The following is a 23,209-nucleotide window of genomic DNA, read 5'->3' on the forward strand; positions in this document are numbered from 1 at the left end:
TACCAGGAAATTAAGATTGTGACTAAAACGGCGATCTTCGCTGGCTAAACTACGATTTTTCCCAAAAAAAAGAACTTTCCGTAAAACTAACGAAAGGAACTGATTAATATATAGACATGGCAGTTCAAGCCCAGAACACCTAACTTTTGCCTGTATCATGACTGCACAAGTGCAATTAGTGGTGACATATAACGCTGTGTCAATTAAAGCCACCATTATTAATTGCAATATTTTCGGAGGAGACGGTGAAAAAAATTCTGGTTATTGAAGATACAGCCTCAACCCGAAACCTTTTTCTAGAAGGTATTAAGGCTAAAGGTTTCTACACTATAGGTGCTGAAAACGGTCTTATCGGCGTCCAGCAAGCACACAAAGAGTTACCCGATTTGATAATCAGCGAAATTATGATACCAAAACTCAATGGTTACGGCGTTATAACCACGCTACGCCAAAATCCTCCCACAGCAACTATCCCCTTTATTTTTGTCACTGCCAAAATGACTCGGACTGACATCCGCAAAGGAATGGAAATGGGAGCGGATGACTATCTCACTAAGCCCTGTACCGTACAGGAATTATTGAGCGCAATAAGAGCCTGCTTGGAAAAACGAGTCTTGCTCCAAAAGTCGTATGCTGCACAGTCCGAGTCACTCTTAAAATCACCCGAAACTGAGACTAAGACACCGACTACACCTCAATTGATTTTTCCGTCCAACCCCCAGTTGAAAAAAGTCTTTCATTTTATTGAGGCTAATTATCACCAACAAATTACTCTCAACGACGTAGCCCTGGCAATTGGTTATTGCCCTACTTACCTCTCTAAACTGGTGCGACATCAAACTGGACAAACTCTGCAAAGTTGGATTATTCAGCGCCGAATGGTAGCAGCACGTTCCTTACTGGTAGAAACTTCAGAAACAGTGGAGCAGATTGCTGCATTGGTGGGCTATCAGTGTATGGTTCATTTCTTCCGCCAGTTTCGCCAATATCATGGGACAACTCCCCAAGCCTGGAGAAAGGCGCATTGCAATACCTGTATTCAGTAGATAGATCACAAAGTTTTTTATAAGTCTCGCCACATGGACATTCCAGGACATTAATTCCTTGTTCACGAGGGCTGAAAACCTTCTTTTTACATTAGTTACTGAAAGTTTGTGAGCTACTGAAAGTAGGACAATAATTGTTAGTTTTTTCACCAAATTAGTTATTGTCTATCACTCTGAAATCTTTTAAACTTTGAGAAGACATAATGAGCATGTCAGTAAATCACAAAATTTTTTATAAGTCTTGCCATATGGACATTCTAGAAAAACGCGAGGACATTAAGAAAGCACGTTTTAATCAAGATTTCAGCTGATACCATTGGTGGTCTTAAAGCGATCGCTTCGCTATTAGAGGAGTGCTATTTACCTCCTTATTCACGAGGGCTGAAAACCTTATTTTTATATTAGTTCCTGAAACTTTGTGAGCTACTGAAAGTAGGACAATAATTGTTAGTTTTTTCACCAAATTAGTTATTGTCTATCACTCTTAAATCTTTTAAACTTTGAGAAGATAATGATCATGTTAGTAAATCACAAAGTTTTTTAGAAGTCTTGCCATATGGACATTCCAGAAAAACGCGAGGACATTAAGAAAGCACGTTTTAATCAAGATTTCAGCCGATACCATTGGTGGCTTTCAAGCGATCGCTTCGCTATTAGAGGAGTGCTATTTCCCTCCTTATTCACGAGGGCTGTAACCCTTATTTTTATGTTGGTTCCTGAAAGTTTGTAATCTACTGAATGTGCCTTACTTGCCCACATCAAAGAATAAATTCCTATTCTCCTATCCTTGATACCAAGTCAGAAAAGCACGAAATAGCCTGAAAGTTTACTGGTTCCTTAAGCCTTACTGGGTAATACTTTTAGACTCAAAAATCTGTTATTTTCAAAAATCATTTTCGCTTATCTTAATCATGGACATACGTATCAAAGCATCTGCTCCTGCTATTGCAGTTATTGGAATGGGGTGTTGGTATCCCAACGCACGAAATTTACAACAACTGTGGGAAAATATACTCGCTCGGCGGCAACAGTTTCGGCGAACACCAGATCAGCGGTTGCCCCTTTCCGATTATTACGATCCAGATTCCACAGTGCCAGACAAAACCTATGGAAGCCGTATGGCTGTCATTGATGGATTTGAGTTTGACTGGGTCAGTAAGCGAATTCCTAAAACAGTTGTAGAGACCGCAGATATTGCTCACTGGGTGGCCTTAGAAGTCGCACTACAGGCTTTAGAAGATTCTGGCTACACACGTACAAACATTCCCACTGAACGTACTGGTGTGTTAGTTGGAAACACGATGACAGGAGAGTTTTCGCGATCCACCAACCTGCGACTGCGTTGGCCCTATGTCAAACGTGCATTAATTGCAGCAGCAGAGGCAAAGAGCCTTCCACCACAACTTATAACCTCCTTAACGGAAACTATGGAGGAGTATTATAAGTCTGTGTTCTCACCAATTACCGAGGACACGCTTTCAGGTAACCTTTCCAACACGATCGCAGGCAGAATTTGCAACTTCTTTAACTTCCACGGTGGTGGTTACACAGTGGATGGTGCCTGCTCTTCTTCACTAATTGCCGTGGCTAACGCTGCTACCGCTTTGACCAATGGTGATTTAGACCTTGCCTTTGCCGGTGGCGTAGATATCAGCCTGGACACTTTTGAACTGATTGGTTTTGCTAAGACTGGTGCCTTGACTAACCAAGATATGACAGTTTACGACCGAAAAGCCAGTGGCTTCATACCGGGTGAAGGGTGCGGTTTTGTAGTTCTAAAGCGTTTAGAGGATGCTCGCGCTGATGGTAACTATGTCTATGCAGTGTTGAATGGATGGGGAATATCGTCTGATGGAAAAGGCGGACTCACAGCGCCTAGCAGCGAAGGACAAGCTGGGGCGTTGCGCCGTGCGTATGACCGAGCCGATTACAGCCCCCATACCGTTGATTTCATTGAGGGGCATGGCACTGGTACATTTGTCGGCGATCGCGTAGAACTCGAAGGTATTGCCCTGGCAATGAATTCTTACGGTGAGGCAGCTCCTCGTTCGTGTGGTGTCACCTCCTTCAAATCCATAGTCGGTCATACCAAAGCGGCGGCGGGTGTTGGGGCTTTAATTAAGGCAGTTATGGCGGTAAACCGCCGTATTCTGCCACCGTTGGCTGGCTGCAAGGAACCGAACGCAGTATTTAAGAGTTCCGCCCACTGTCTTTACCCAATTCTTCAAGGAGAAGTTCGGAGCCAAAATGAGAGCCTGCGTGCAGGAGTTACCAGTGCCGGATTCGGTGGCATTAATTGTCACGTGACCCTTGAATCTGGCGATGCTCCAGCGGTTCATCTTCAACCATCTATTGAGGAGCGGTCTTTGCTGGTTTCCAGTCAGGAGACGGAAATATTCGTACTCTCTGCCGCATCTATTTCTGATTTGCTTAGACGCACATGGGCTGTGAGGAAGACGGCAGAAGGGTTGAGCGTAGGCGAACTAATTGATCTTGCAGCACACCTGACCCGCGAACTAGAACCGCAACTACGCATTCGGGCAACAGTAATCGCGGGTACGCCTGAGCAGTTGATTGAAAGTCTCAATATTTTAGAAAAATTGTTGCGTGAAACACCCCCTTCTGAAGGACAGGTAGTTATCAGCCCAAACAAAGAAGTCTGGCTTGGAAATGCCGTTCGACAGAACCGAGTAGGCTTTTTGTTCCCCGGTCAGGGTTCCCAGCGATTAAATATGGCGCGATCGCTTGTAGAGCGCTATAACTGGGCACAAGAACTGGTGGAACAGACTGATACCTGGCTGCGCGATGTCGGAGTCCAAGGGGTGCGAGAATCTATTTATGTCCCACTCGACCGCGCTATCAATGAGGAGCAGGTTGCGGAATGGTCAAGAAAACTTGCACAAACTGAAGTGGCTCAACCAGCCATCTGCCTGAATTCGCTGCTTTGGATGCGTTACCTGGATCGTCTCGGCGTTAAGCCTGTTGCAGTAGGTGGTCACAGCCTTGGAGAGCTTAGTGCTTTTCACGCCGCAGGTGCCTTTGACGAGAAGACTCTCCTGTGTCTAGCTGCGGTTCGAGGACAGGCCATGTCCGTACCTGTAAACGGCAATAATGGCCCTGGCGCTATGGCAAGTCTAACTTGTTCCCGGCAGACAGCCGAGGCACTATTGGAACGAGTTAGTGGCTACGCTGTTCTGGCAAACATCAATAGTCCACAGCAGATGGTGATCTCTGGTAAGCAGACGAGTGTGGAGCAGGTCATGGAGCTGGCTACAACCGAAGGGATCCGAACAGTTCAGCTTCCGGTTTCCAATGGCTTTCATTCTCAACTGGTTTCGGCTGCGGCTGAACGACTAGGTCAACACGAACTGATGCCAGATACGCTTGAGAAGATGACCGTACCGCTATTCTCAAGTGTGGACGGACGCCAACCATTATTGGGGCTACCATTGCGGGAGTATTTTGCCAATCAAGTCCTCGCGCAAGTTGATTTTGTCTCTTTAGTGAAAACGCTGGTGCAGACCTGTGATGTGCTTATAGAGGTAGGTCCTGGGAAAGTTCTCTCTGGTCTAGTCAATGACATTGTTGGTCCAAACGGACCACATTGTTTCCCTGTGGAATCAAAACCGGGGCTTGACAAGGATCTGAACACTATGCTGTCCGCTCTATTTGTCTATGGCGGTGAAATTAACTGGGAAACTCTTTACGAGAACCGTCTTGTCCACCCCTTTGTTTTAGCATCAGAACGCGCATTCATTGTTAATCCTTTAGAAAGACCGTTCCAAGTATCAACAGTAAACACATCTCCCACCCCACAGGTATCTGAGTTTGCGCTTCACTCTTCTGTACTTACTCAACAGAGCCAAGTGCCGTGGGAACTGCTATCTGATTACTTTACTCAACGAGGAAAGTTTATAACAGAGGTAATTCGAGCAGATTTGCAAACATTGCCACTACTTTCTGCCTCTTTCAATCCCTCAAAGGTCAATCAGCCAGGTGGTGTGTCCCACGTCTCTATTCCTGATGTGCCTAAGTCAGTACCAGAGCAGAGTGTTTCTATCAGTTCCAATCGAGCCGCTAGTATTGAAACCCTGCTTGTAAATTTGATAGCCCAGCAAACAGGGTTTCCACAAGAGAGCATCACACTGCAGATTAGACTGTTGGATGATCTCAACTTAGATTCCATTAAAGCAGGGGAAGTGATCGCTACCGCAGCCAAGGAAGTTGGTGTTGCAGGTATAATTGACCCGACAACTCTGGCTAACGCAACACTCCAAGAGATTGCTGACACACTTAGGATAGCTATTTCAGAAAGGAACGACACCAGTAATGGTGGAGCGGCGGCAGTAGTACTGGACGAAGCAAATGGAGCTAAACATGGGTCAACTGTTACCTTAAGAATCGAAGATTTACTGATAAACCTCATTGCCCAACAAACAGGATTTCCACAAGAGAGTATCACCCTGCAGATCAGACTGCTGGATGATCTCAACTTAGATTCCATTAAAGCAGGGGAAGTGATCGCTACCGCAGCTAAGGAAGTTGGTGTTGCAGGCATAATTGACCCGACAACTCTGGCCAACGCAACCATCCAAGAGGTTGCTGAGGCACTTAGGATAGCTGTTTCAGAAAGGAACGGAACCAGTAATGGTGGAGCGGTGGTAGAGGTACTGAACGAAGCAAATGGAACTAAGAATCGATCAGCCGTTATTTTGAAAGAAGCTACCGAAGCTAAAAACCTTACTGATTTGCCAGTAGCAATGCCTGAGAACAAACGCCAGGCTCAGGTGCGTGACTACATTGTCCAAGCAGTTGTAGAGGAATTTACACCAGTTACCTTAGGCAAACATTCCGAGGAAAAATGGCAAACCGCAAACGTACTTATCCTCTGTGAATCCGGCGAACTAGGCATAGCAGAGGCATTGTGCGGTCAACTCCACAGTCAAGGGGCTTTAGTTCAAACCGTATCCTTTGCCGAGGCAGGCACTCAGGCACTAATTGAAAGCATCGATTTCACTCACTTCGTTGCTGTGCTTCCCCGGACAACGAGCGTAGAGTCCTCAACAGACGGTCGTTTGCTCGATATGATTGAACGTTTACGCAGCGTAGCTACCCCACCTGCGATCGCAGGTGCTTCCCGTGAGCATACAACGGTAGCGTATGTCCAATTTGGTGGGGGACATTTCGGCACACAACCACCACTAGCCGATATTGAGCAATGCTGTGCAATTGGTTTTGCCGCCAGCGTTCATCTTGAGCGGGCTGATCTGAAAGTGCGGGTAATTGATTTCTCCCCTACAGTAATTCCAACCAAGCTGGCTGAATGCGTGATTAGAGAACTCTCCACCGCACATGTCTATATGACTGCGGGCTATGACGAGCATTTAACTCGCTACGTTCCCCGGCCCCAGGTGCAAGAACCTGTAAAGTATCAAAGCCGTGGAATAACATGGTCATCTGACGATGTTGTTCTTGTTACTGGTGGAGGAAAGGGGATCACGGCAGAGTGCGCCCTAGCTTTAGCTCGGGATACAGGGGTTCGTATGGCACTCATCGGTCGCTCACCGCACCCTAACGGAAACATTGAAAGACGTGGAGGCGGGAGTGCAGAAATAGCCCGCACTCTTGAAAGATTCAATGCCGAGGGACTGATTTGCCAGTACTATGAGTGTGATATTTCAGACTTTGACTCGGTAGCGTCTCTCATTAAGCAAGTACAGCAAGATTTAGGCGAGATCGCAGGAGTGCTTCATGGGGCTGCCCTCAACAAGCCCCGGTTAGTAGAGCAGGTATCTGCAGAATCGGCGTTTGATGAAGTCAAACCTAAGCTCAAAGGTGTCCTGAATCTATGTCAAGCGCTTGCAAACACATCACTGAAGCTTTTTGCTGGTTTCTCGTCAGTTATCGGCATCACAGGGATGCAACGCAATGCTTGGTATGGCTTCGCCAACGAAACTCTGGATCTGATTTTACGCCGCTTTAAAGCTCAACACCCACAAACCGCTACGATCGCAATCGCATTCAGTGTGTGGGAAGAAGTGGGGATGGGTGTACGGATGGGAAGCGTTCGAAACCTCGCTAAGATTGGGATTAAGGCGATTCCCAAAGATGTGGGCGTAGCTCGATTCCTTCATCTGATAAAGAACGACCCTGGAGATATCCGCATTGTAGTTGCAGCCCCAATGCAAGCTCTATCTGCTTTTGAGTCAAGCGGCTTAGATACCTGGTATCCACAAAGATTCTTACCTCGTGCTGAGTTAAAATTTCTGGAGCGAATCCTTCTATGCGAACCTGGGGTGGAGATTGTTGCACGGGCGCACCTCAGCTTGGAGCGGGATTCGTACCTGTTGGATCACCTCTACAAGGGGTCTTACCTTTTTCCAACTGTCTTTGGCTTAGAAGCTATGGCACAAGCAGTTGCCTATGTAACGCAGCAGCCAAGCTTCCCAGCGATTCGCATTGAAGATGTTCGCCTTGAGCGTCCTATAGTCGTAGACCCAGATAAGGGAGTGGACATTGAAATTCGGGCGGAGGTACCTGAACAAGAGTTTAAGAATTCTTTGCAGAGGGTATATGTGACGATTAAGACTGAGCAAACAGGATTCGCTATCAACCATTTTTCTGCTACATTTGTATTGGGTGTAGAAAAAAACCCACCAAAGGAGTATATTAAACTTCCAGAAGCGCCTCTGGATATTGAGCCTCAAGCTGATCTCTACAGTTGGTTGCTATTCCAGGGTTCCAGCTTCCAACGCTTGCAGCAGATTTATACCCTAAATTCCCGAGAGTGTGTATTCCGAACACAAATAAACTCATTCTCAGTAGGGGGTAAACAAGACAGTTTAAATCGGGCACAAGGGCCATTCTGGCTTGGAGACCCGTATTGCAGAGATTCACTACTCCAAGTTGGACAGCTGGTAATTCCGCAAGACATTTGCTTGCCCATCCACATCGACAGCATTGATATCTACCAACCAAATGATGATGTTTCTTCTTATATCGGCATCACTAAGCCTCAAGGTCGGGAAGGCAAACAGTATAACAATAGTGTTTTTGCCACTACTCCAGATGGGCAACTTGTAGAAAGGCTGAATGGGTATCAATTGCGGATACTAGAGCATCGCAAAGATAATCCTACTGTGGAAGAACTGGCCGATCCTAGTCAAAGGGATGAGTGGATTCTCCGCAGAAAATTGAGCAATCAAGCCCAACTTTTCAGAGTTGCTGCCCCAGAAGTTTCCTTGGCCTACTTTCCTCGTATACATGCTCTATCGGCAACAGAGCGTCACGAACGAGAACTGCCCCTATTCCACAAAACTATCGGTCAATTACTTCGCAGTAATTCCAATCTGATACCAGAGATCCAGATTAAATGGACAAAGTCTGGAAAACCGATGGTTGATGGACTAGAAGACCAAGGAGTGGAAGTTTCTCTTTCCCATGAGGAGCGTGTTTGTATTTGTGTTGCTGGACGAGGACCGCAAGGTTGTGATATTGAGTCAGTGACACATCGAACACGAGAAGACTGGACGGCTTTACTAAGTAATTCCCGAGATGGGTTAATGCAACAGTTACTTAGTAGTAAAAGTTCAGTAGCTCATGCTGGTACGCGAATTTGGACGGCTGTGGAAGCTTTACGTAAAGCTATTGAGGCTAAAACGATTAACTTAGTAATCGACCGTATAGAAGGAGACAGCGTTCTGTTCCTTGATACTGCTTCCAATGGTCAACTCAAAGTCCTCACTTTCCCTGTTAGACTGACACGAGATTTTGAAAAAATGGTTGCTCTGGTGGTGCAGGATATCAAGTCCACTTAATCAGCAGTTGCTTTGCTGCGAGCGTGAAGATTATGAATCAAGCACTGAAACACCATCACGCTCAACCTCAAATTTTACCAACTCAAACTATTAGTAAATGAAAGGAAAATGTCAATGAACAACACTCAGTCCCAAGTCTATGATGTTGTAATTATGGGCGCTGGCATAGCGGGAGTTTCTCAAGCTCGCCACCTCTTGCTCAATATTCCAAACATCAAGGTTGCTTTAGTCGATCCTCGTCCCGAAGAGCGAACAGAAAAGGATTTGAAAGTTGGGGAATCAACTGTTGAAATCTCCACTCTCTTTTTCGGCAAGGAGTTGGGTCTTTATGATTACTTGATTGAAAATCATCCTCCCAAGTACGGATTAAACTTTCATTGGCCTAAAGAAACCGAAAACACGGAAACCATTGATGACTACCATCACATTTGGTGTACTCGACAACCCTCGCTTGCTTCCACGCTAATGAACCGTGCTAAGTTCGAGCGGGACGTACTAAAAATGAATAAGCAAATGGGAGCTAGCTTTTACAACGGTCGTGTAGTCGATGTAGACCTGACTTCTGGTGATGCCCTCAACACTGTTAAAGTTAAACTTGATGAGGGATACCTCGAACTTAAAGCTAAACATGTTGTTGATGCTGCTGGTCGTAAGTTCATTATTGGCCGCAAGGTAGACAATGTCATCTTTGATTCTGAAGACCTCTATGATGTCAACAATGGCTCGGCATGGGTACGCGTTAAAAATGTGGATCGCACCATTTTTCATAGTGGTTATGACCCGTTAGGTGCAACATGCAGCCATTACTATGCCACCAATCACATGATGGGACACGGCCATTGGGTATGGATAATTCCGACGGATAGCCAGACTATGGAATTGTCAATTGGGGTAGCCCATCATCATCAAGTTATCCCTGCTCAGAGTGTCAACACTAAGGAAAAGTTTTATGCCTTTCTAGAGGCAAATCACAACCTTGTCTACCAACTGCTCAAGAGCGGAGAAGACATCGACTTTCATTACTTGCCCAGGTTGGCGCATAAAAGTAAGACTTTGTTTTCTCAAGACAACTGGTACGTAGTAGGTGATGCGGCAGCCATCTTCGATCCCTTCTATTCCTTAGGAATGGTGATGATGACCTTTGGCATTGAGAGCATCACAGAAATTGTCCGTGCGAAGTTAGCAGATGAGCCAGATGTAGAGAGGAAGCGAACTGTTTATAATGCCTTCAATATTGGAACTATCCGCTCTAGCAATCATCTCATCCATGCTCACGATAGGCAACTTGGTCACGCTAGTATCATGAGCTGGCGCATATATTTAGAAAATATGTGGTGGTTCGGGATAATAGTGCCTATGTATGTAGGCAAATGGCATTTAGATCTAAAGTTTCTCCGTAAGTTCGGTCAACAAGGTCGTCACATTATCACCTCTCTGATGACTGATGTGTATGAGCAGTGTGATCAACTAATAGAAAAAAAGGCCAACATTGGATTGATGTATACCCATCGAGCGGATCAATTGCCTTTTCACTACTATGTAACCAGGGATTTCGATACTTATCTACAAGACAGCAAGTATGAACCTCAGAGGAGCAATGTCTTTGCATATGTAAAAAACACCTACTTCTTTGTTGCCCTGTGGTATCTGAAGTTCCTGTGGAAGGGTTTTGGTATTTCTGGTTTATTATCACCGCGAAATCTTTACCACGTATTCAAGTTGTTGAAAGCATCTGCTGAGTCTGCATTGGACGAATTGATTTTCAAGTTTAAGACCAGAGGCTTACCAGCCAACAGTATCGTCGCTAAGGCTAGGCAAGAGTTCGAGAGTTATGAATACCAACCTGAATTGCAGCCTTGGACAAAGAACGTAGCTGAACAATCCTTGCAATCAAATGGCAAAAATGCACCAAAAGCTCCAGAACTAGTGAACCTTAAGGCTGAAATACATTCTTAGGTTCAATAGTTGCCTTGCTTGAGCTTTGAAGATTACAAATCATATCATGTCCGGCCAATCACTTACGGTATGTCATTGCGAATGTAACGCAGTGAAATGAAGCAATCGCAAGGTTTTGAGATTGCCACGCGACCCTCGCAATGACAAGCATTTAAACGGACATGATATCAAGCATTGTGGTGATGGTGTTTTAGAGCTATAGAACGAGCTTGCCCAAAGACTTAATCTGACGGAAACACCATCACGCTCAACCCAAAACTTTACCAACTCAAACTATTAGTGAGTGAAAAAGAAATGTCAATGAATAACACTCAGTCCCAAGTCTATGATGTTGTAATTATAGGCGCTGGCATAGCGGGAGTTTCTCAAGCTCGCCACCTCTTGCTTAATATTCCAAACATTAAGATTGCTTTAGTCGATCCCCGTCCGGAAGAGCGAACAGAAAAGGATTTGAAAGTTGGGGAGTCAACTGTTGAAATCTCCACTCTCTTTTTCGGCAAGGAGTTGGGTCTATATGAATACATGGTTGAAAATCATCCGCCGAAATTCGGATTGAACTATCATTGGGCTAAAGAACCTGAAAAAACAGAAGCTATTGATGATTATTATCACGTCTGGTCTATTAAGCAGCCCCCGCTTGCTTCCACACTGATGAACCGTGCTAAGTTCGAGCGGGACGTACTAAAAATGAATAAGCAAATGGGGGCTAGTTTTTACAATGGTCGTGTAGTTGATGTAGACCTAGCTTCTGGTGATGCCCTTAACACTGTGAAAGTCAAACTTGATGAGGGATACCTTGAACTTAAAGCCAAACATGTTGTTGATGCTGCTGGTCGTAAGTTCATTATTGGCCACAAGACAGACAATATCGTTTTTGGTTCTGAAAACCTCCACGGCCTCAGCAATGGCTCCGCATGGGTACGAGTTAAAAGTGTCGATCGCACCATTTTTCATAGTGGTTACGATCCGTTAGGTGGTACATGCAGCCATTATTATGCCACTAATCACATGATGGGACACGGCCATTGGGTGTGGATAATTCCGACGGATACCCAGACGATGGAATTGTCAATTGGGGTAGCCCATCATCATCAAGTTATCCCTGCTCAGAGTCTCAACACGAAGGAAAAGTTTTATGCCTTTTTAGAGGCAAATCACAACCTTGTCTACCAACTGCTCAAGAGCGGAGAAGACATCGACTTCCATTACTTGCCCAGGTTGGCGCATAAGAGTAAGACTTTGTTTTCTCAAGACAACTGGTACGTAGTTGGTGATGCGGCAGCCATTTTCGATCCCTTCTATTCCTTAGGAATGGTGATGATGACGTTTCAAATGGAAAGCGTCACAGAAATTATTCGTGCGAAGTTAGCAGATGAGCCAGATGTAGAGAAGAAGCGGACTGTTTATAATGCCTTCAATCTTGGATACATAGAGTCTTCCAATCATCTCCTCCGCGAACACGACAAGCAACTTGGCCACGCTAGTATCATGAGCTGGCGCATATATTTAGAAAATATGTGGTGGTTTGGAATGATAGTGCCTATGTATGTAGGAAAATGGCATTTAGATCTGAAGTTTCTCCGCAAGTTTGGCAAACAAAGTCGTGGAGTTGTTAGAAAACTGATGGTTCATGTATACGAGCAGTTTAACGAACTTATAGAAAAAGATGCGAACATTGGACTGATGTATGTCCATCGAGGAGGACAACTACCCTTTGGTTACTATATAACCCAGGAATTCGACAGTTATCTACAGAACACTAAGTACGAACCCCAACGGTGCAATGTCTTTGCATACATGAAAAATATCTACTTCTTTGTTGCTCTGTGGTACTTAAAATTTCTGTGGAAGGGTTTTGGTATTAGTGGCTTGTTATCACCGAAAAATCTTTACCACGTATTCAATTTGTTGAAAGCATCTGGTGAATCCGCCTTGGATGAATTGATTTTCAAGTTTAAGACCAAAGGCGTACCAGCCAGCAGTATCATCGCCGACTTAACAGAAGAGTTCAAGAGTTATCAATATCAACCTGAATTGCAACCTTGGACAGAGAAGGTAACTGAACAATCCTTACAATCAAATAGTAAAAATGCAGCAAAATCTCCAGAGCTAGTAACACTAGATGTTTAAATACAACCTGAAACCAAGGCGTTAAAAAACCATTACTGATTTTGGTTAAAAGAGAACAGTAAGGTGAAGGGTAGTCTAGTAATTCTGTTGTTAATACTGTGTATTAAAGACAAAACAAGAGATTTAAAAGACTACCATCTCTGTTCTCAATGTGAGTTTTGTTGGAATTAAGTCTAACTAAGAAATCGGGAAATTTATCTCTACTTTCTTGGTTAAGAACTGTTTTAATTAAGGAAAAAAGGTATGATTACTCAAACTAAAGTTAGCGATATTTTCAATAGACAAAGGCAATTTTTCAGTGCAGGTAAAACAAAAAATGTTGAATTTAGGATCGAGCAACTGAAAAATTTAGAGCAAGCAATTGAGGTTAATAAAGGTCTTATTATCAAAGCTTTAAAAGCTGATTTAAATAAACCAGGATTTGAAGCTTATTTTGAAATGATGGGAGTTTTAAGTGAAATTAAGTACGCCGTCAAAAATATTAAATCTTGGACAAAAGCCCAAAAAATCGGTACTCCATTTCATCAGTTTTTATCTTCAGCCAAAGTTTATAAGGAACCTCTTGGTGTAGTCCTGATTATTGGCCCTTGGAATTATCCAATTAATTTAATGCTAGTTCCTTTAGTGGGTGCGATCGCAGCTGGAAATTGTTCGATTTTAAAACCTTCAGAAATAGCCTCACACACCTCTTCGGTTATAGCTGAAATCATCCAAAAAACTTTTGATCCATCTTTTATTGCTGTTATTGAAGGAGGTGTAGAAACTAGCAAAGAACTTTTATCAGAAAGTTTCGATCATATCTTTTTTACTGGAGGAACTGACATCGGGAAAATTGTTATGTCATCTGCCGCCCAAAATCTCACCCCAGTCACCCTTGAGCTAGGTGGAAAAAGTCCTTGTATTGTTGATGATAATGTAAACATTGAATATACTGCCAAAAGAATTGTTTGGGGAAAATTCAGCAATGCAGGTCAAACTTGTACTGCTCCTGACTATCTTCTGGTAAAGAAAAACATAAAAAAAGAATTGTTGAACAGTATCAAAAAACATATACAAAAATTTTATGGGGAGGAGCCATCAAAAAGCCATAGCTATGCACGAATAATCAATCAAAGACATTTTTCTCGTCTTTCTCAATTACTGAAAGATGGTGAAATTTTCGTAGGAGGAGATACTAATTTAGAGGAACTATATATTGCTCCCACTGTAATAGATCAAGTTTCTTGGAAAGACAAGGTTATGCAAGAAGAGATTTTTGGGCCTATTCTTCCTGTGTTGGAATATACACATTTATCAGAGGCGATTGACCTTGTTAACAAACAACCAAAACCACTCGCTCTATACTTCTTCTCGATCAACAAAAAAAATCAAGAGTTGGTTTTGCAGGAAACTGCATCAGGTGGTGTCTGTATCAATGATACTGTCATGCATTTGACTGTTCCGGCTTTACCTTTCGGCGGAGTCGGAGCTAGCGGCTTTGGTCGTTATCACGGTAAGGCTGGCTTTGATACCTTTTCTTATCAAAGAGGAGTATTAAACAAATCTTTTCTTCTCGATCTGAATTGGAGATATCCTCCGTATCTAGAAAAAAAGAAGCACTAACTACAGGATAAAAACTGTTTCAAAAATGTTGACGATCCTATCTGGATTGACAAGTCCATTCACTGATTTGCAAGTCTATAACCTACTACTCAAAAATATTTACTTCTTAAGAGGCAAGCAATGATAACAACAGAAATCAGTCCTTATCTTAAAGACAACTTCTCTCCTGTACAAGCGGAAATCACAGCCTATGACCTACCAGTTATCGGTGAGCTACCCCACGATTTATCTGGAACATTTGTCCGCAATGGCCCTAATCCCCAGTTTCCTTCCATAGGTCGTTACAACTGGATTGATGGGGACGGTATGTTGCATGGCATTCAGATCAGCAATGGTAAAGCCGTCTACCGGAATCGATATGTGCATACACGGGGACTTAAGATCGAGCAGAAGGCTGATCAAGCTATTTGGACGGGTCTAATGGAACCGCCACAGCTTAATAACCCCGCTAATAACTTCTTTAGTCCCTTCAAGAATACTGCCAATACTGCTTTAGTGTGGCACGCTGGTCGCCTCTTGGCACTTTGGGAAGGAGGTGAACCCTACGAAATTGAGGTGTCTGATTTAAAGACAGTTGGGCCATACACTTATGACGGTCAACTAGCTTCTCCCTTCACGGCTCACCCCAAAGTTGATGCGATGACTGGAGAAATGATGTTCTTTGGATATTCCCTGTTGCAGCCACCCTATCTACGATATACCCTTGTTTCAGCCCAAGGAGAGATAGTAAGAACAGTTCCCATCGACCTGCCAATAGGGGTGATGATGCATGATTTTGCCATCACTGAAAATTATACACTCTTCATGGATCTGCCCCTGACATTTAGGCTAGAAAGGTTGCGCCGGAGGGAACCAGCTTACATGTTTGAGCCCGATTCTCCCAGTCGCTTTGGTATCCTTCCTCGTCACGGAGATAGCAACAGTATCCGATGGTTTGAGGTTCCTACCTGCTACGTTTTACATACTCTAAATGCTTATGAAATCGGAGAGGAAGTTGTCCTTATCGCCTGCCGAGCGAACGATGCCAAGGTTCTCAACATACCCACAAAGACAAAACTGAATAACAATCACGAAGATAGACCTATTCTGTATCGCTGGCGGTTTAATCTTTCCACAGGTACGGTTCAGGAAGAAGCGATTGATGATGTGGCATCAGAATTTCCTAGTTTGAATCAGCAATGGGTAGGTAAATCAAACCGATATGGCTATGGAGCAAAAATGGTATCGGGACAGACACCCCTTTTCACTTTTGACGGATTGCTCAAGTATGACTTCACCAGTGGTTGCTCCCAGTCGCACGAGTTTGGATTGGGTCGCTATGGAGGAGAGGCAGTATTTGTCCCCCAGTTTGATGGTACTGCCGAGGACGACGGTTGGTTGCTCACATTCGTCTACGACAAGGCTAAAAACACCTCTGAACTTGTAGTGATCAGTGCTAAGGATCTGACAGATGAACCTGTGGCCCGTATTCTCCTCCCGCAGCGAGTTCCTTACGGTTTTCACGGAACTTGGATTTCACAGAGGTTTTTGAGTTGGTAGTGCTTGTTGACTGACAAGGCACTTTCACTGCCATTTCTCAAGGATTTAAAATTCGCCGTCGAAAAATTAAGGAAGAATATTATGAGAAAGTTATATGACGTTATTATCGTTGGCACCGGAACTGCGGGAGTAACTGCGGCCAATTTACTGGCAGGAAAGGGATTGGATGTACTTATGGTTGACCAAACTAGTCAACAAATTCTCCAACTCCCGGAAACCTTCTATGGAATAAGCCATGACCTGCTGGTACGGCTTGATATTGAGAAAAAGATTCAGAAAGCACTTGAAGCTCCAAAGCAAATTCGGCTGATCTCGGCCAGTGATGGTTTTAATTACCAAATTGAAATTGAGCCGAAAAGGTTAAAGGGTAATGATTATGGGATGGGTTTAAACCGAGCAGTCTTTGAGCAAGTGTTGATAGAAAGTGCTGTGAGTCGTGGGGCGACGTATTTGCCAAACATGGTGGTTGAAAATTTTATTTTCACCGATGACCAAGTCACGGGTGTTAAATGCCACACTCCTGATGGATGCGTTGAATATGGAGCGAAGGTAGTTATTGATGCCAGAGGCAAGCTTACACCATTGACAGATCGTTTAGGTTTAAGAGCGGAAGGGAAAAAACAGGATGAGCATCATATTGCGGTTTTTTCCTATTTTGTTGGACATAGCTTAACCGAATTGATTCTCAATGACGAAATTTTGGTCATTACTCTAGATGATGGCTACGTCTTGGTTACGGCCCTTTGTGATCAACGAGTCAGTGTCATGGTCGTTTTATTGGAAGAAAAGGCTAGAAGTGGTGCTAGGAATTTGGAAAAGGTATTTCAGGAAGCCGTCAATTGTTGGGAGCCGCTTTCTAAGGCTATCCAAGCAGCTGAAAAAGTCATGCCGATGCAACCAGTCATAAATTATAACTGGGAATATGACAGGTATTCTGGCAACGGATTTTTGATTGTTGGAGATGCAGTAGCGTTTCTTGACCCCTTCTTTTGCAATGGAGTGGTGATTGGGATGAATAGTGGGGAAATTGCTGCTGATTTTGTCCTTCAAGGTTTAGCTAAGGGCAATTGCTTCAAGGTAGCGGAACATCTGTCTAGTTACGATCAGCAAATTCGCGAATTAATACACAAGTGGGAGCGAGTCTGGGGGATTGAAAAGCTTAGTTTATGCATTATTGGGTTGTTGAAGCAGACTATTGGGCTACTAGGCCAGCTCTCTTTTCTGAAACTAGGAGCAGTCAATGAAGAACCAAAGCGGAATAACCCTCTTTTTGCTCTCAAAGCTTGAGGGGATAAAGCGTTCTACTTAAAGCAAGGCTAAAGGCTTTTTGATACTAAAATCAACTGCTTACAAAGGAAAATCAAGATGAAACAGGATTCTGTGCAAACACGATTAAATGATGATAAAACGCTGCCAGTGAATATTTGGGCTGAACGTGGGATTGCAGCGATTAGTCCCAGCGTGCAGCATCGACTTCGACAGATCCGTGGCACTTTGATTCAGGGCTTGCAGGCAGCGATCGCCGATGATGAACTAGAGGCGATTGTACCCAAGTTAAATTCAATTGAAGATGAGTTACGCGGATTTGCCTTCGAGGGGGTAGGCATGGGTCTTACCCAGCGAGACTTGGTTGCACCCAGCAAGCAGAATCGAGTGGAGGCTTTTGTCGCAGGCCCCGGGGCAGCTTATGAACACTTCGTGTATGTGGGGGTGGGTTTGATGCTAGGCAAGGCTCCTCTGCCTGTCGAGCCTTACATATCACAACTTAATCCAGCAAAGGTTTGGTTGGTAATTGATGGCTATGGCTTTCAACATGGTTTATCCCACTGGCAAAAATATCTTGATGACCTAGCGATGCCTGAGCATCTTTCTGGCTATGCTTGCCGTGTCTTTGACCAGGGTATGGGTCGCAGCATTTGGTTTGTGGACGGTGCTGATGCCACTCGTATACCACAGACTATCGGAGCTTTCGCTCCAACAAGGCAGGCAGACCTGTGGGGTGGTATTGGTTTTGTCTGCACCTATTCCGGTGGTGTGGAACGTGCTACTTTAGAGGCATTGAAGACAGCAGCAGGGCCTTATCAGTTTCAGTTGGCTCAGGGAGCAGCTTTCGCCGCCAAGTCCCGTCAACGAATTGGCAGCTATTCTGCATATACAGAACAAGCTTGCGAGGTTTTCTGGGGAATGGGAGCTGCCGCAGTCGCTGAGAATCTAGACACGTCTCCTCAGAGCCTTCAGACTAACGGAGCAACACCAAGCCACGAATGGCAGCATTACCGGGCGCATGTAGTGATGCCTCGCAGAATTGCTTCACCAGCTTAGTAGTTTCACTGATAGTTCTTACATGCAATTCACTTACTCTAACCCAAGTGCATCTGATGCAATGCTTCGGTTACGTAAGGGTGTAACCGAAGCGTTTTTCAGGCGATCGCACCCGCAACTTGGGTTACTCTAAGCTCTCGCTTCACGCCTAACTACTCAAAAAAATCCACTGCTCAAAAAGGAGAATCAAAATGCAAGACGACTCTTGGCAGCTAAAAATAAATACTGTGATGACGCTTTTGAAAGATACTTGGACACAACGTGGGGTTAGATTGGACGATGAAAGAATGCAGCAGCGATTTTTCCAAGTTACCAATTCGATGTGGCAAACCCACCAAGCAGCTCTTGCCAATGACGAACGAGAGGTGCTTGAAAACAAGTTAAATTCAATTGAAGCTGAGTTGTTCGGATTCGCCTTAGAAGGGATAGGCATAGGTCTTTCCCAGCAGGATCTAGTCGCACCCAGTAAGCAGAATCGAGTGGAAGCCTTTGTGGCAGGTGCTAGTGCAGCTTATCAGAACATGGTTTATTTGGGGGTGGGTTTGATGCTGGGTAAGAGTCGGTTGCCTATCGAGCGATATTTAAAACCAAGCGATCGCGTGAAAGTTTGGCCCGTAATCGATGGCTATGGCTTTCAACATGGTATGTTCCACTGGCGAGAATTTCTTGATGCCACAGCAACGCCTCCTGAGCAATTTTCTGACTACACTCGCCATATCTTTGACCAGGGTTTGGGTCGCAGTATTTGGATGGTGAACTGTGCTGATGTCACTCGGATCTCACAGACTATCGGAGCCTTCCCTGCAACAAGACAGGCTGACCTTTGGGGTGGCGTTGGTTACGCCTGTGCATCTATAGGTGGTGCAGAACGTGCAACCCTAGAAGCTCTGGGGAGAGCAGCGGGACCTTATCGGTTTGCATTGGCTCGAGCAGCTGCTTGCGCTGCAAAATTCCGTCAACTACTTGGCAATGCAGCAGGATACACGAAACAGGCTAGTGAGGTTCTCAGTGGCATGGAAACTGCTGCACCAGACGAGATTATAAATCAGGCACCGACAAACTTTCCCACCAACACAGAAACGGTAGATTCCGAAGTATGGCAGTTCTACCGAGTGTATCTAATAGCAAATGATTTAGCTGCTGTTGCCAAAGCTTCTTAAGGACATAAAATCTCTTTTCCAGGGATCTGCTTATGCAGCAGATGCCTAAGCTTTGTAAGTGAATAAAAACTCAAGGAGAAACGGATGACAAGTGTTAATTCCATGACAACTGTCAATTTCACAGGAACTTGTGTCATTGTGTCTTCGGAGAAGTCATTCGAGCAAGTCACGAGTGCGATCGAGGCAATGGCTAGTCAAGCCGACAATACGCTCCTCAGACAGCTTAAGAGGTTAGACACAAACAAATCTTTTGAGCAGGTAAAAAGTGCAGTTGAGTCAATGCTTGGTACAAGCGGCTTCACAATCTTGGTAGATTTTGAACTGGGCGGACTATTGACATCCCAATCTAGTAAGCGCAATAAGTCCAAGCTCTATATAATTGGAAACCCGTTAATAGCTAACCAAATGTTTGAACACAATCCTGCGGTTGGACTTTACGTGCCATTGCGACTGTTTGTATACGAAGACTTTGATGGTAAGACTCGCGTTACTTATGACAAGCCGTCGTCGTTGCTAAGTAGACTTCAGAACGAAGAGATATTGAAGGTGGCGCAAATCCTGGATCAGAAGCTTGAAGATTTGGCAAAGATGGCTGTATAAAATACAGGTAAAACTATTTACAAAGCACAAATTATGTCTCAAATAACTGTACGGCAAATGAATTTTGATTTTCCCGAGCAGATTGAGAAGTACTGGTATGGGAACAGCCCCTTCAAAACACACTTTTTTAACAGCATCACACTTCTGTTTCCCGATGGGGAACAGTTCATGCTTCGGACTGTAAAACGACAACTAAAGCACATTGACAACCCCCAACTCAAACAGGAAGCTTCGGCGTTTGTTGGACAAGAAGCACAGCACGCTGTTCAGCATGAGAAATTTTGGCAGAATCTACGCCAGCACGGTTATGAGTTCGACTCATATCTTCGCTTTCTGCGGTTTGTTCTTTTTAATCTTTGTGAAACTCGATTGAGTATCAAATTTAAGCTAGCTATGATCGCAGGAGTTGAGCATTTTACAAATGTGATAGCTGAACTTACCTTGAAAGAGGAACTATTTGCAGAAGCAGACCCGAAGTTGAAGGAGCTTTTCGAGTGGCATTCTGCTGAAGAAATTGAGCATAAAACAGTCGCTTATGATGTTCTTCAAAATGTCACAAAAAGTTACCCAATTCGCCTGCTAGGTATACTCATGGCCTATACCTTTGTTTTGGGGTTTGTTAACTTGGGATTGATTATGATGCTGTATCAGGACAAAAAGCTTCTGAATATTAGGGTATGGCAGGAAATGATCCAGTTCTTTTTTACCAAAGAAAAATTTGTCTTGAAAGTATTCTTGCACTCACTTGAATATTTGAGAACAAATTTCCATCCTTCACAAAGAGACAATCTGTTTTTAGCCAAAAAGGTAACTGGCTAAACAAGCTGAAGTTTTTCACTACTGAGCATTTATTTACCATAGGACACCACGCTTTTTGCCTGGGTAAGGCTGTTAAGCGATTACCCCGATAGTAAGATGACAATAATTTTGTACTAATAATGTGAGAAAGCAGCTATGATCCTTACTCAACTGTTCGATTTCGCTACTCTCTTTGTCTTGCCCTTTTGGGGGCTGATGATTCTATTGCCGAACTGGGGAATCACACGGCGGGTAATGGAATCATATATACCCTTCGTGGCTTTGGCAGGACTGTATTTGTACTTATTTGTTAGCAGCATCACACCGGAAACTCTAGCCTTATTCACTCCGAGGCTAGCGAATATTGCCCGATTATTTGCGGACGAAAGGGCTGTAACAACTGGATGGGTTCATTTTGTGGTGGTGGATTTGTTTGTCGGTCGTTGGATTTATTGGGAAGGGCAGCGAACAGGTATCTGGACAGCTCACTCGCTTACCCTCTGTTTGTTTGCTGGCCCTTTTGGGTTGCTGTCTCACACCTTGACTCGCTGGATTAGCCAAAGATTTTTCCCTCGTTCTGATAGCGAAGCGGCGGCTGTAGTAGATCGGGTTGTGTTGTCAAGCGGCACGTTGTCAACCTAAGCCAATATTGGTCAAGCTGTTACATAACTTATTTTTCAATAGTAGTGAATGGCACTAAGATAAGCGCAAACACTGCTAGTTTCTGATAGTTCTTCTGGAAAAAGCGTAACACCATCTGGCATCGCCCGAACTATGAAGAGCTAGACCCAATAGAAGCGGGATTAGTAGCAAAATTTCAACTTTTTGAGCTACTACAACGCCAGTTTTTCTAATTTTTTACAACACAACCCTATTTGAAAGCTGGTATCAGCATCCAAGAAGGAGAAAGAATGGAAACCCTAACCGGGGCTGGAACGCACGTCGTAGTGTCTTCTAACAAGTCCTTTGAGCAGGTCGCAGAAGCGATTGAGTCGATAGCGATCGCAGATAAGATTGATTTAGCGATCGTTGAACAAATTGTCTTGGCCAGCAAGTCGTGGGATGACTTCCGGGAGGCGTTCGAGTCAAAGGTCGGAAGTAATGGCTTTATGACTTTTACAACGATCGATCATGGTAGTCTTATGTCCCTAGCCTTTGAGGGCGTTAAGGCAAAGCTCTATGTGATTGGAAACCCCCTCATCGCCAAACAAATGTTGGAACAAAATTTAGGGGTCGGACTTTACGTCCCCTTGCGACTGTTTGTGTACGAAGACAAGGAGGGAAGGACTCACATCGTCTACGACAAGCCGTCGTCTCTTCTGGGACAATTCCAAAACGATAAAATCTCGGCAGTCGCGCAAATGCTCGATCGCAAGCTCGAAGAATTGGCGACCACAGCAGCGGTATTGTGAGGTTAACACAGAGGATGTTTATAAAGTCCCTTGTCATGCTACGAATTTTTGAGTACATAAAAAACCTGGTGAGTTACATCTGCAACGGTACGACGCAGTATAATTCGGTTAACAAAGAAAAAATTTTGAGATTTTGAAGGAGGTAGCTATGAAGATTTCAACACTAATTCAAGGTTTATCTATAGGTGCAGTTCTGTTATTAGCTGGACGTCCTGCTTATGGATTATCGTTCTACACAAACATATCAGAAACACAATTAGACAATGACCCCATTATAGACATAGCAGGTTATCCTGGTGATACTATTAGTTGGGAAGGATTTTTTGAGACTACTGGTCTCACCGCTAATCTACAGTCCATAGCCTTGGTCGCAATTTACGATTCAAATGAGATTACTGGACTCGATTTTAGGCGTACTGATGATGATGCACAGTTTTTTCCTGAATTTTCCAGACAGGTAACCACTGATCCTAGTACAGGTTTAACCACCATAATAGGTTTTATTGGTGGTCCTCCAGGGTTACCTCCAAACTTTAACCACAAGTTTGATGATGTCGCTATAACCTTAGGTTCTCAGCTGAACAATGATGGAAAAGCTGATTTTACGGTTGGCCTAGTAACACGTGCAGTTGATGCAAACGGCAGAGATGTCACGGCTCTATTCGGAAAACCCCTGGCGTTTGAGGTACAGCTAGCTGCAGTTCCTGAACCCTCAACCCTTTTTGGCTTAGTTCTAGCTGGAGGATTTGGAGCCTTTTTTAGGAAGCAAAACAGGAGAGCGCAAGCTTAGTATAATTTAAAATTTTCGCTCCATTACAAGGCTACTA

14 protein-coding genes are annotated in these 23,209 nt (G+C 44.2%); all 14 read left to right on the forward strand.

The annotated features are described in order from the left end of the window. The first annotated feature begins 245 nt into the window (after nucleotides 1-245). The 14 genes from F8S12_RS26185 (at nucleotide 246) to F8S12_RS26250 (ending at nucleotide 23,172) form a co-directional block, all read left to right on the forward strand. The gene (locus tag F8S12_RS26185) at nucleotides 246-1,046 is read left to right on the forward strand and encodes a response regulator transcription factor (protein WP_196519214.1); all 801 of its coding nucleotides are present in this window, start codon (nucleotides 246-248) and stop codon (nucleotides 1,044-1,046) included. A 911-nt stretch (nucleotides 1,047-1,957) separates the two neighbouring features. Continuing rightward, nucleotides 1,958-8,863 carry a type I polyketide synthase gene (locus F8S12_RS26190; RefSeq protein WP_196519215.1) on the forward strand — a complete coding sequence of 2,302 codons (6,906 nt, stop codon included), beginning with the start codon at nucleotides 1,958-1,960 and terminating at the stop codon, nucleotides 8,861-8,863. A 114-nt stretch (nucleotides 8,864-8,977) separates the two neighbouring features. After that, the gene (locus F8S12_RS26195; protein WP_196519216.1) at nucleotides 8,978-10,819 is read left to right on the forward strand and encodes an NAD(P)/FAD-dependent oxidoreductase; all 1,842 of its coding nucleotides are present in this window, start codon (nucleotides 8,978-8,980) and stop codon (nucleotides 10,817-10,819) included. A 300-nt stretch (nucleotides 10,820-11,119) separates the two neighbouring features. Further along, nucleotides 11,120-12,949 (forward strand): NAD(P)/FAD-dependent oxidoreductase, encoded by a 1,830-nt coding sequence (locus tag F8S12_RS26200; protein WP_196519270.1) that lies wholly within the window; start codon nucleotides 11,120-11,122, stop codon nucleotides 12,947-12,949. 243 nt (nucleotides 12,950-13,192) lie between these two features. Then, nucleotides 13,193-14,551 carry an aldehyde dehydrogenase gene (locus F8S12_RS26205; RefSeq protein WP_196519217.1) on the forward strand — a complete coding sequence of 453 codons (1,359 nt, stop codon included), beginning with the start codon at nucleotides 13,193-13,195 and terminating at the stop codon, nucleotides 14,549-14,551. Between the two features lie 120 nt (nucleotides 14,552-14,671). After that, nucleotides 14,672-16,090, forward strand: a complete 1,419-nt coding sequence (locus tag F8S12_RS26210) for a carotenoid oxygenase family protein (RefSeq protein WP_196519218.1) — start codon at nucleotides 14,672-14,674, stop codon at nucleotides 16,088-16,090. Between the two features lie 81 nt (nucleotides 16,091-16,171). Further along, nucleotides 16,172-17,377 carry an NAD(P)/FAD-dependent oxidoreductase gene (locus F8S12_RS26215; protein ID WP_196519219.1) on the forward strand — a complete coding sequence of 402 codons (1,206 nt, stop codon included), beginning with the start codon at nucleotides 16,172-16,174 and terminating at the stop codon, nucleotides 17,375-17,377. A gap of 78 nt (nucleotides 17,378-17,455) precedes the next feature. Continuing rightward, nucleotides 17,456-18,412 carry a DUF1702 family protein gene (locus F8S12_RS26220; RefSeq protein WP_196519220.1) on the forward strand — a complete coding sequence of 319 codons (957 nt, stop codon included), beginning with the start codon at nucleotides 17,456-17,458 and terminating at the stop codon, nucleotides 18,410-18,412. Nucleotides 18,413-18,603: 191 nt separating this feature from the next. Next, nucleotides 18,604-19,572: a DUF1702 family protein gene (locus tag F8S12_RS26225; RefSeq protein WP_196519221.1), complete on the forward strand. Its 969-nt coding sequence runs from the start codon at nucleotides 18,604-18,606 to the stop codon at nucleotides 19,570-19,572. Between the two features lie 84 nt (nucleotides 19,573-19,656). Continuing rightward, nucleotides 19,657-20,172 (forward strand): DUF302 domain-containing protein, encoded by a 516-nt coding sequence (locus F8S12_RS26230; RefSeq protein ID WP_196519222.1) that lies wholly within the window; start codon nucleotides 19,657-19,659, stop codon nucleotides 20,170-20,172. A gap of 33 nt (nucleotides 20,173-20,205) precedes the next feature. Then, on the forward strand, nucleotides 20,206-20,991 hold the full coding sequence (locus F8S12_RS26235) for a metal-dependent hydrolase (RefSeq protein WP_196519223.1): 786 nt from the start codon (nucleotides 20,206-20,208) through the stop codon (nucleotides 20,989-20,991). A 135-nt stretch (nucleotides 20,992-21,126) separates the two neighbouring features. Then, the gene (locus F8S12_RS26240) at nucleotides 21,127-21,612 is read left to right on the forward strand and encodes an ABA4-like family protein (RefSeq protein ID WP_196519224.1); all 486 of its coding nucleotides are present in this window, start codon (nucleotides 21,127-21,129) and stop codon (nucleotides 21,610-21,612) included. A 269-nt stretch (nucleotides 21,613-21,881) separates the two neighbouring features. Next, entirely contained in the window at nucleotides 21,882-22,382 is a 501-nt protein-coding gene (locus tag F8S12_RS26245) for a DUF302 domain-containing protein (protein WP_196519225.1), read from the forward strand. 148 nt (nucleotides 22,383-22,530) lie between these two features. Further along, a complete protein-coding gene (locus tag F8S12_RS26250; RefSeq protein WP_196519226.1) occupies nucleotides 22,531-23,172 on the forward strand; it encodes a PEP-CTERM sorting domain-containing protein in 642 nt (213 codons plus the stop codon). Nucleotides 23,173-23,209: the final 37 nt, after the last annotated feature.

It is taken from the genome of Nostoc sp. WHI (assembly GCF_015714725.1).
GTDB lineage: Bacteria > Cyanobacteriota > Cyanobacteriia > Cyanobacteriales > Nostocaceae > Nostoc.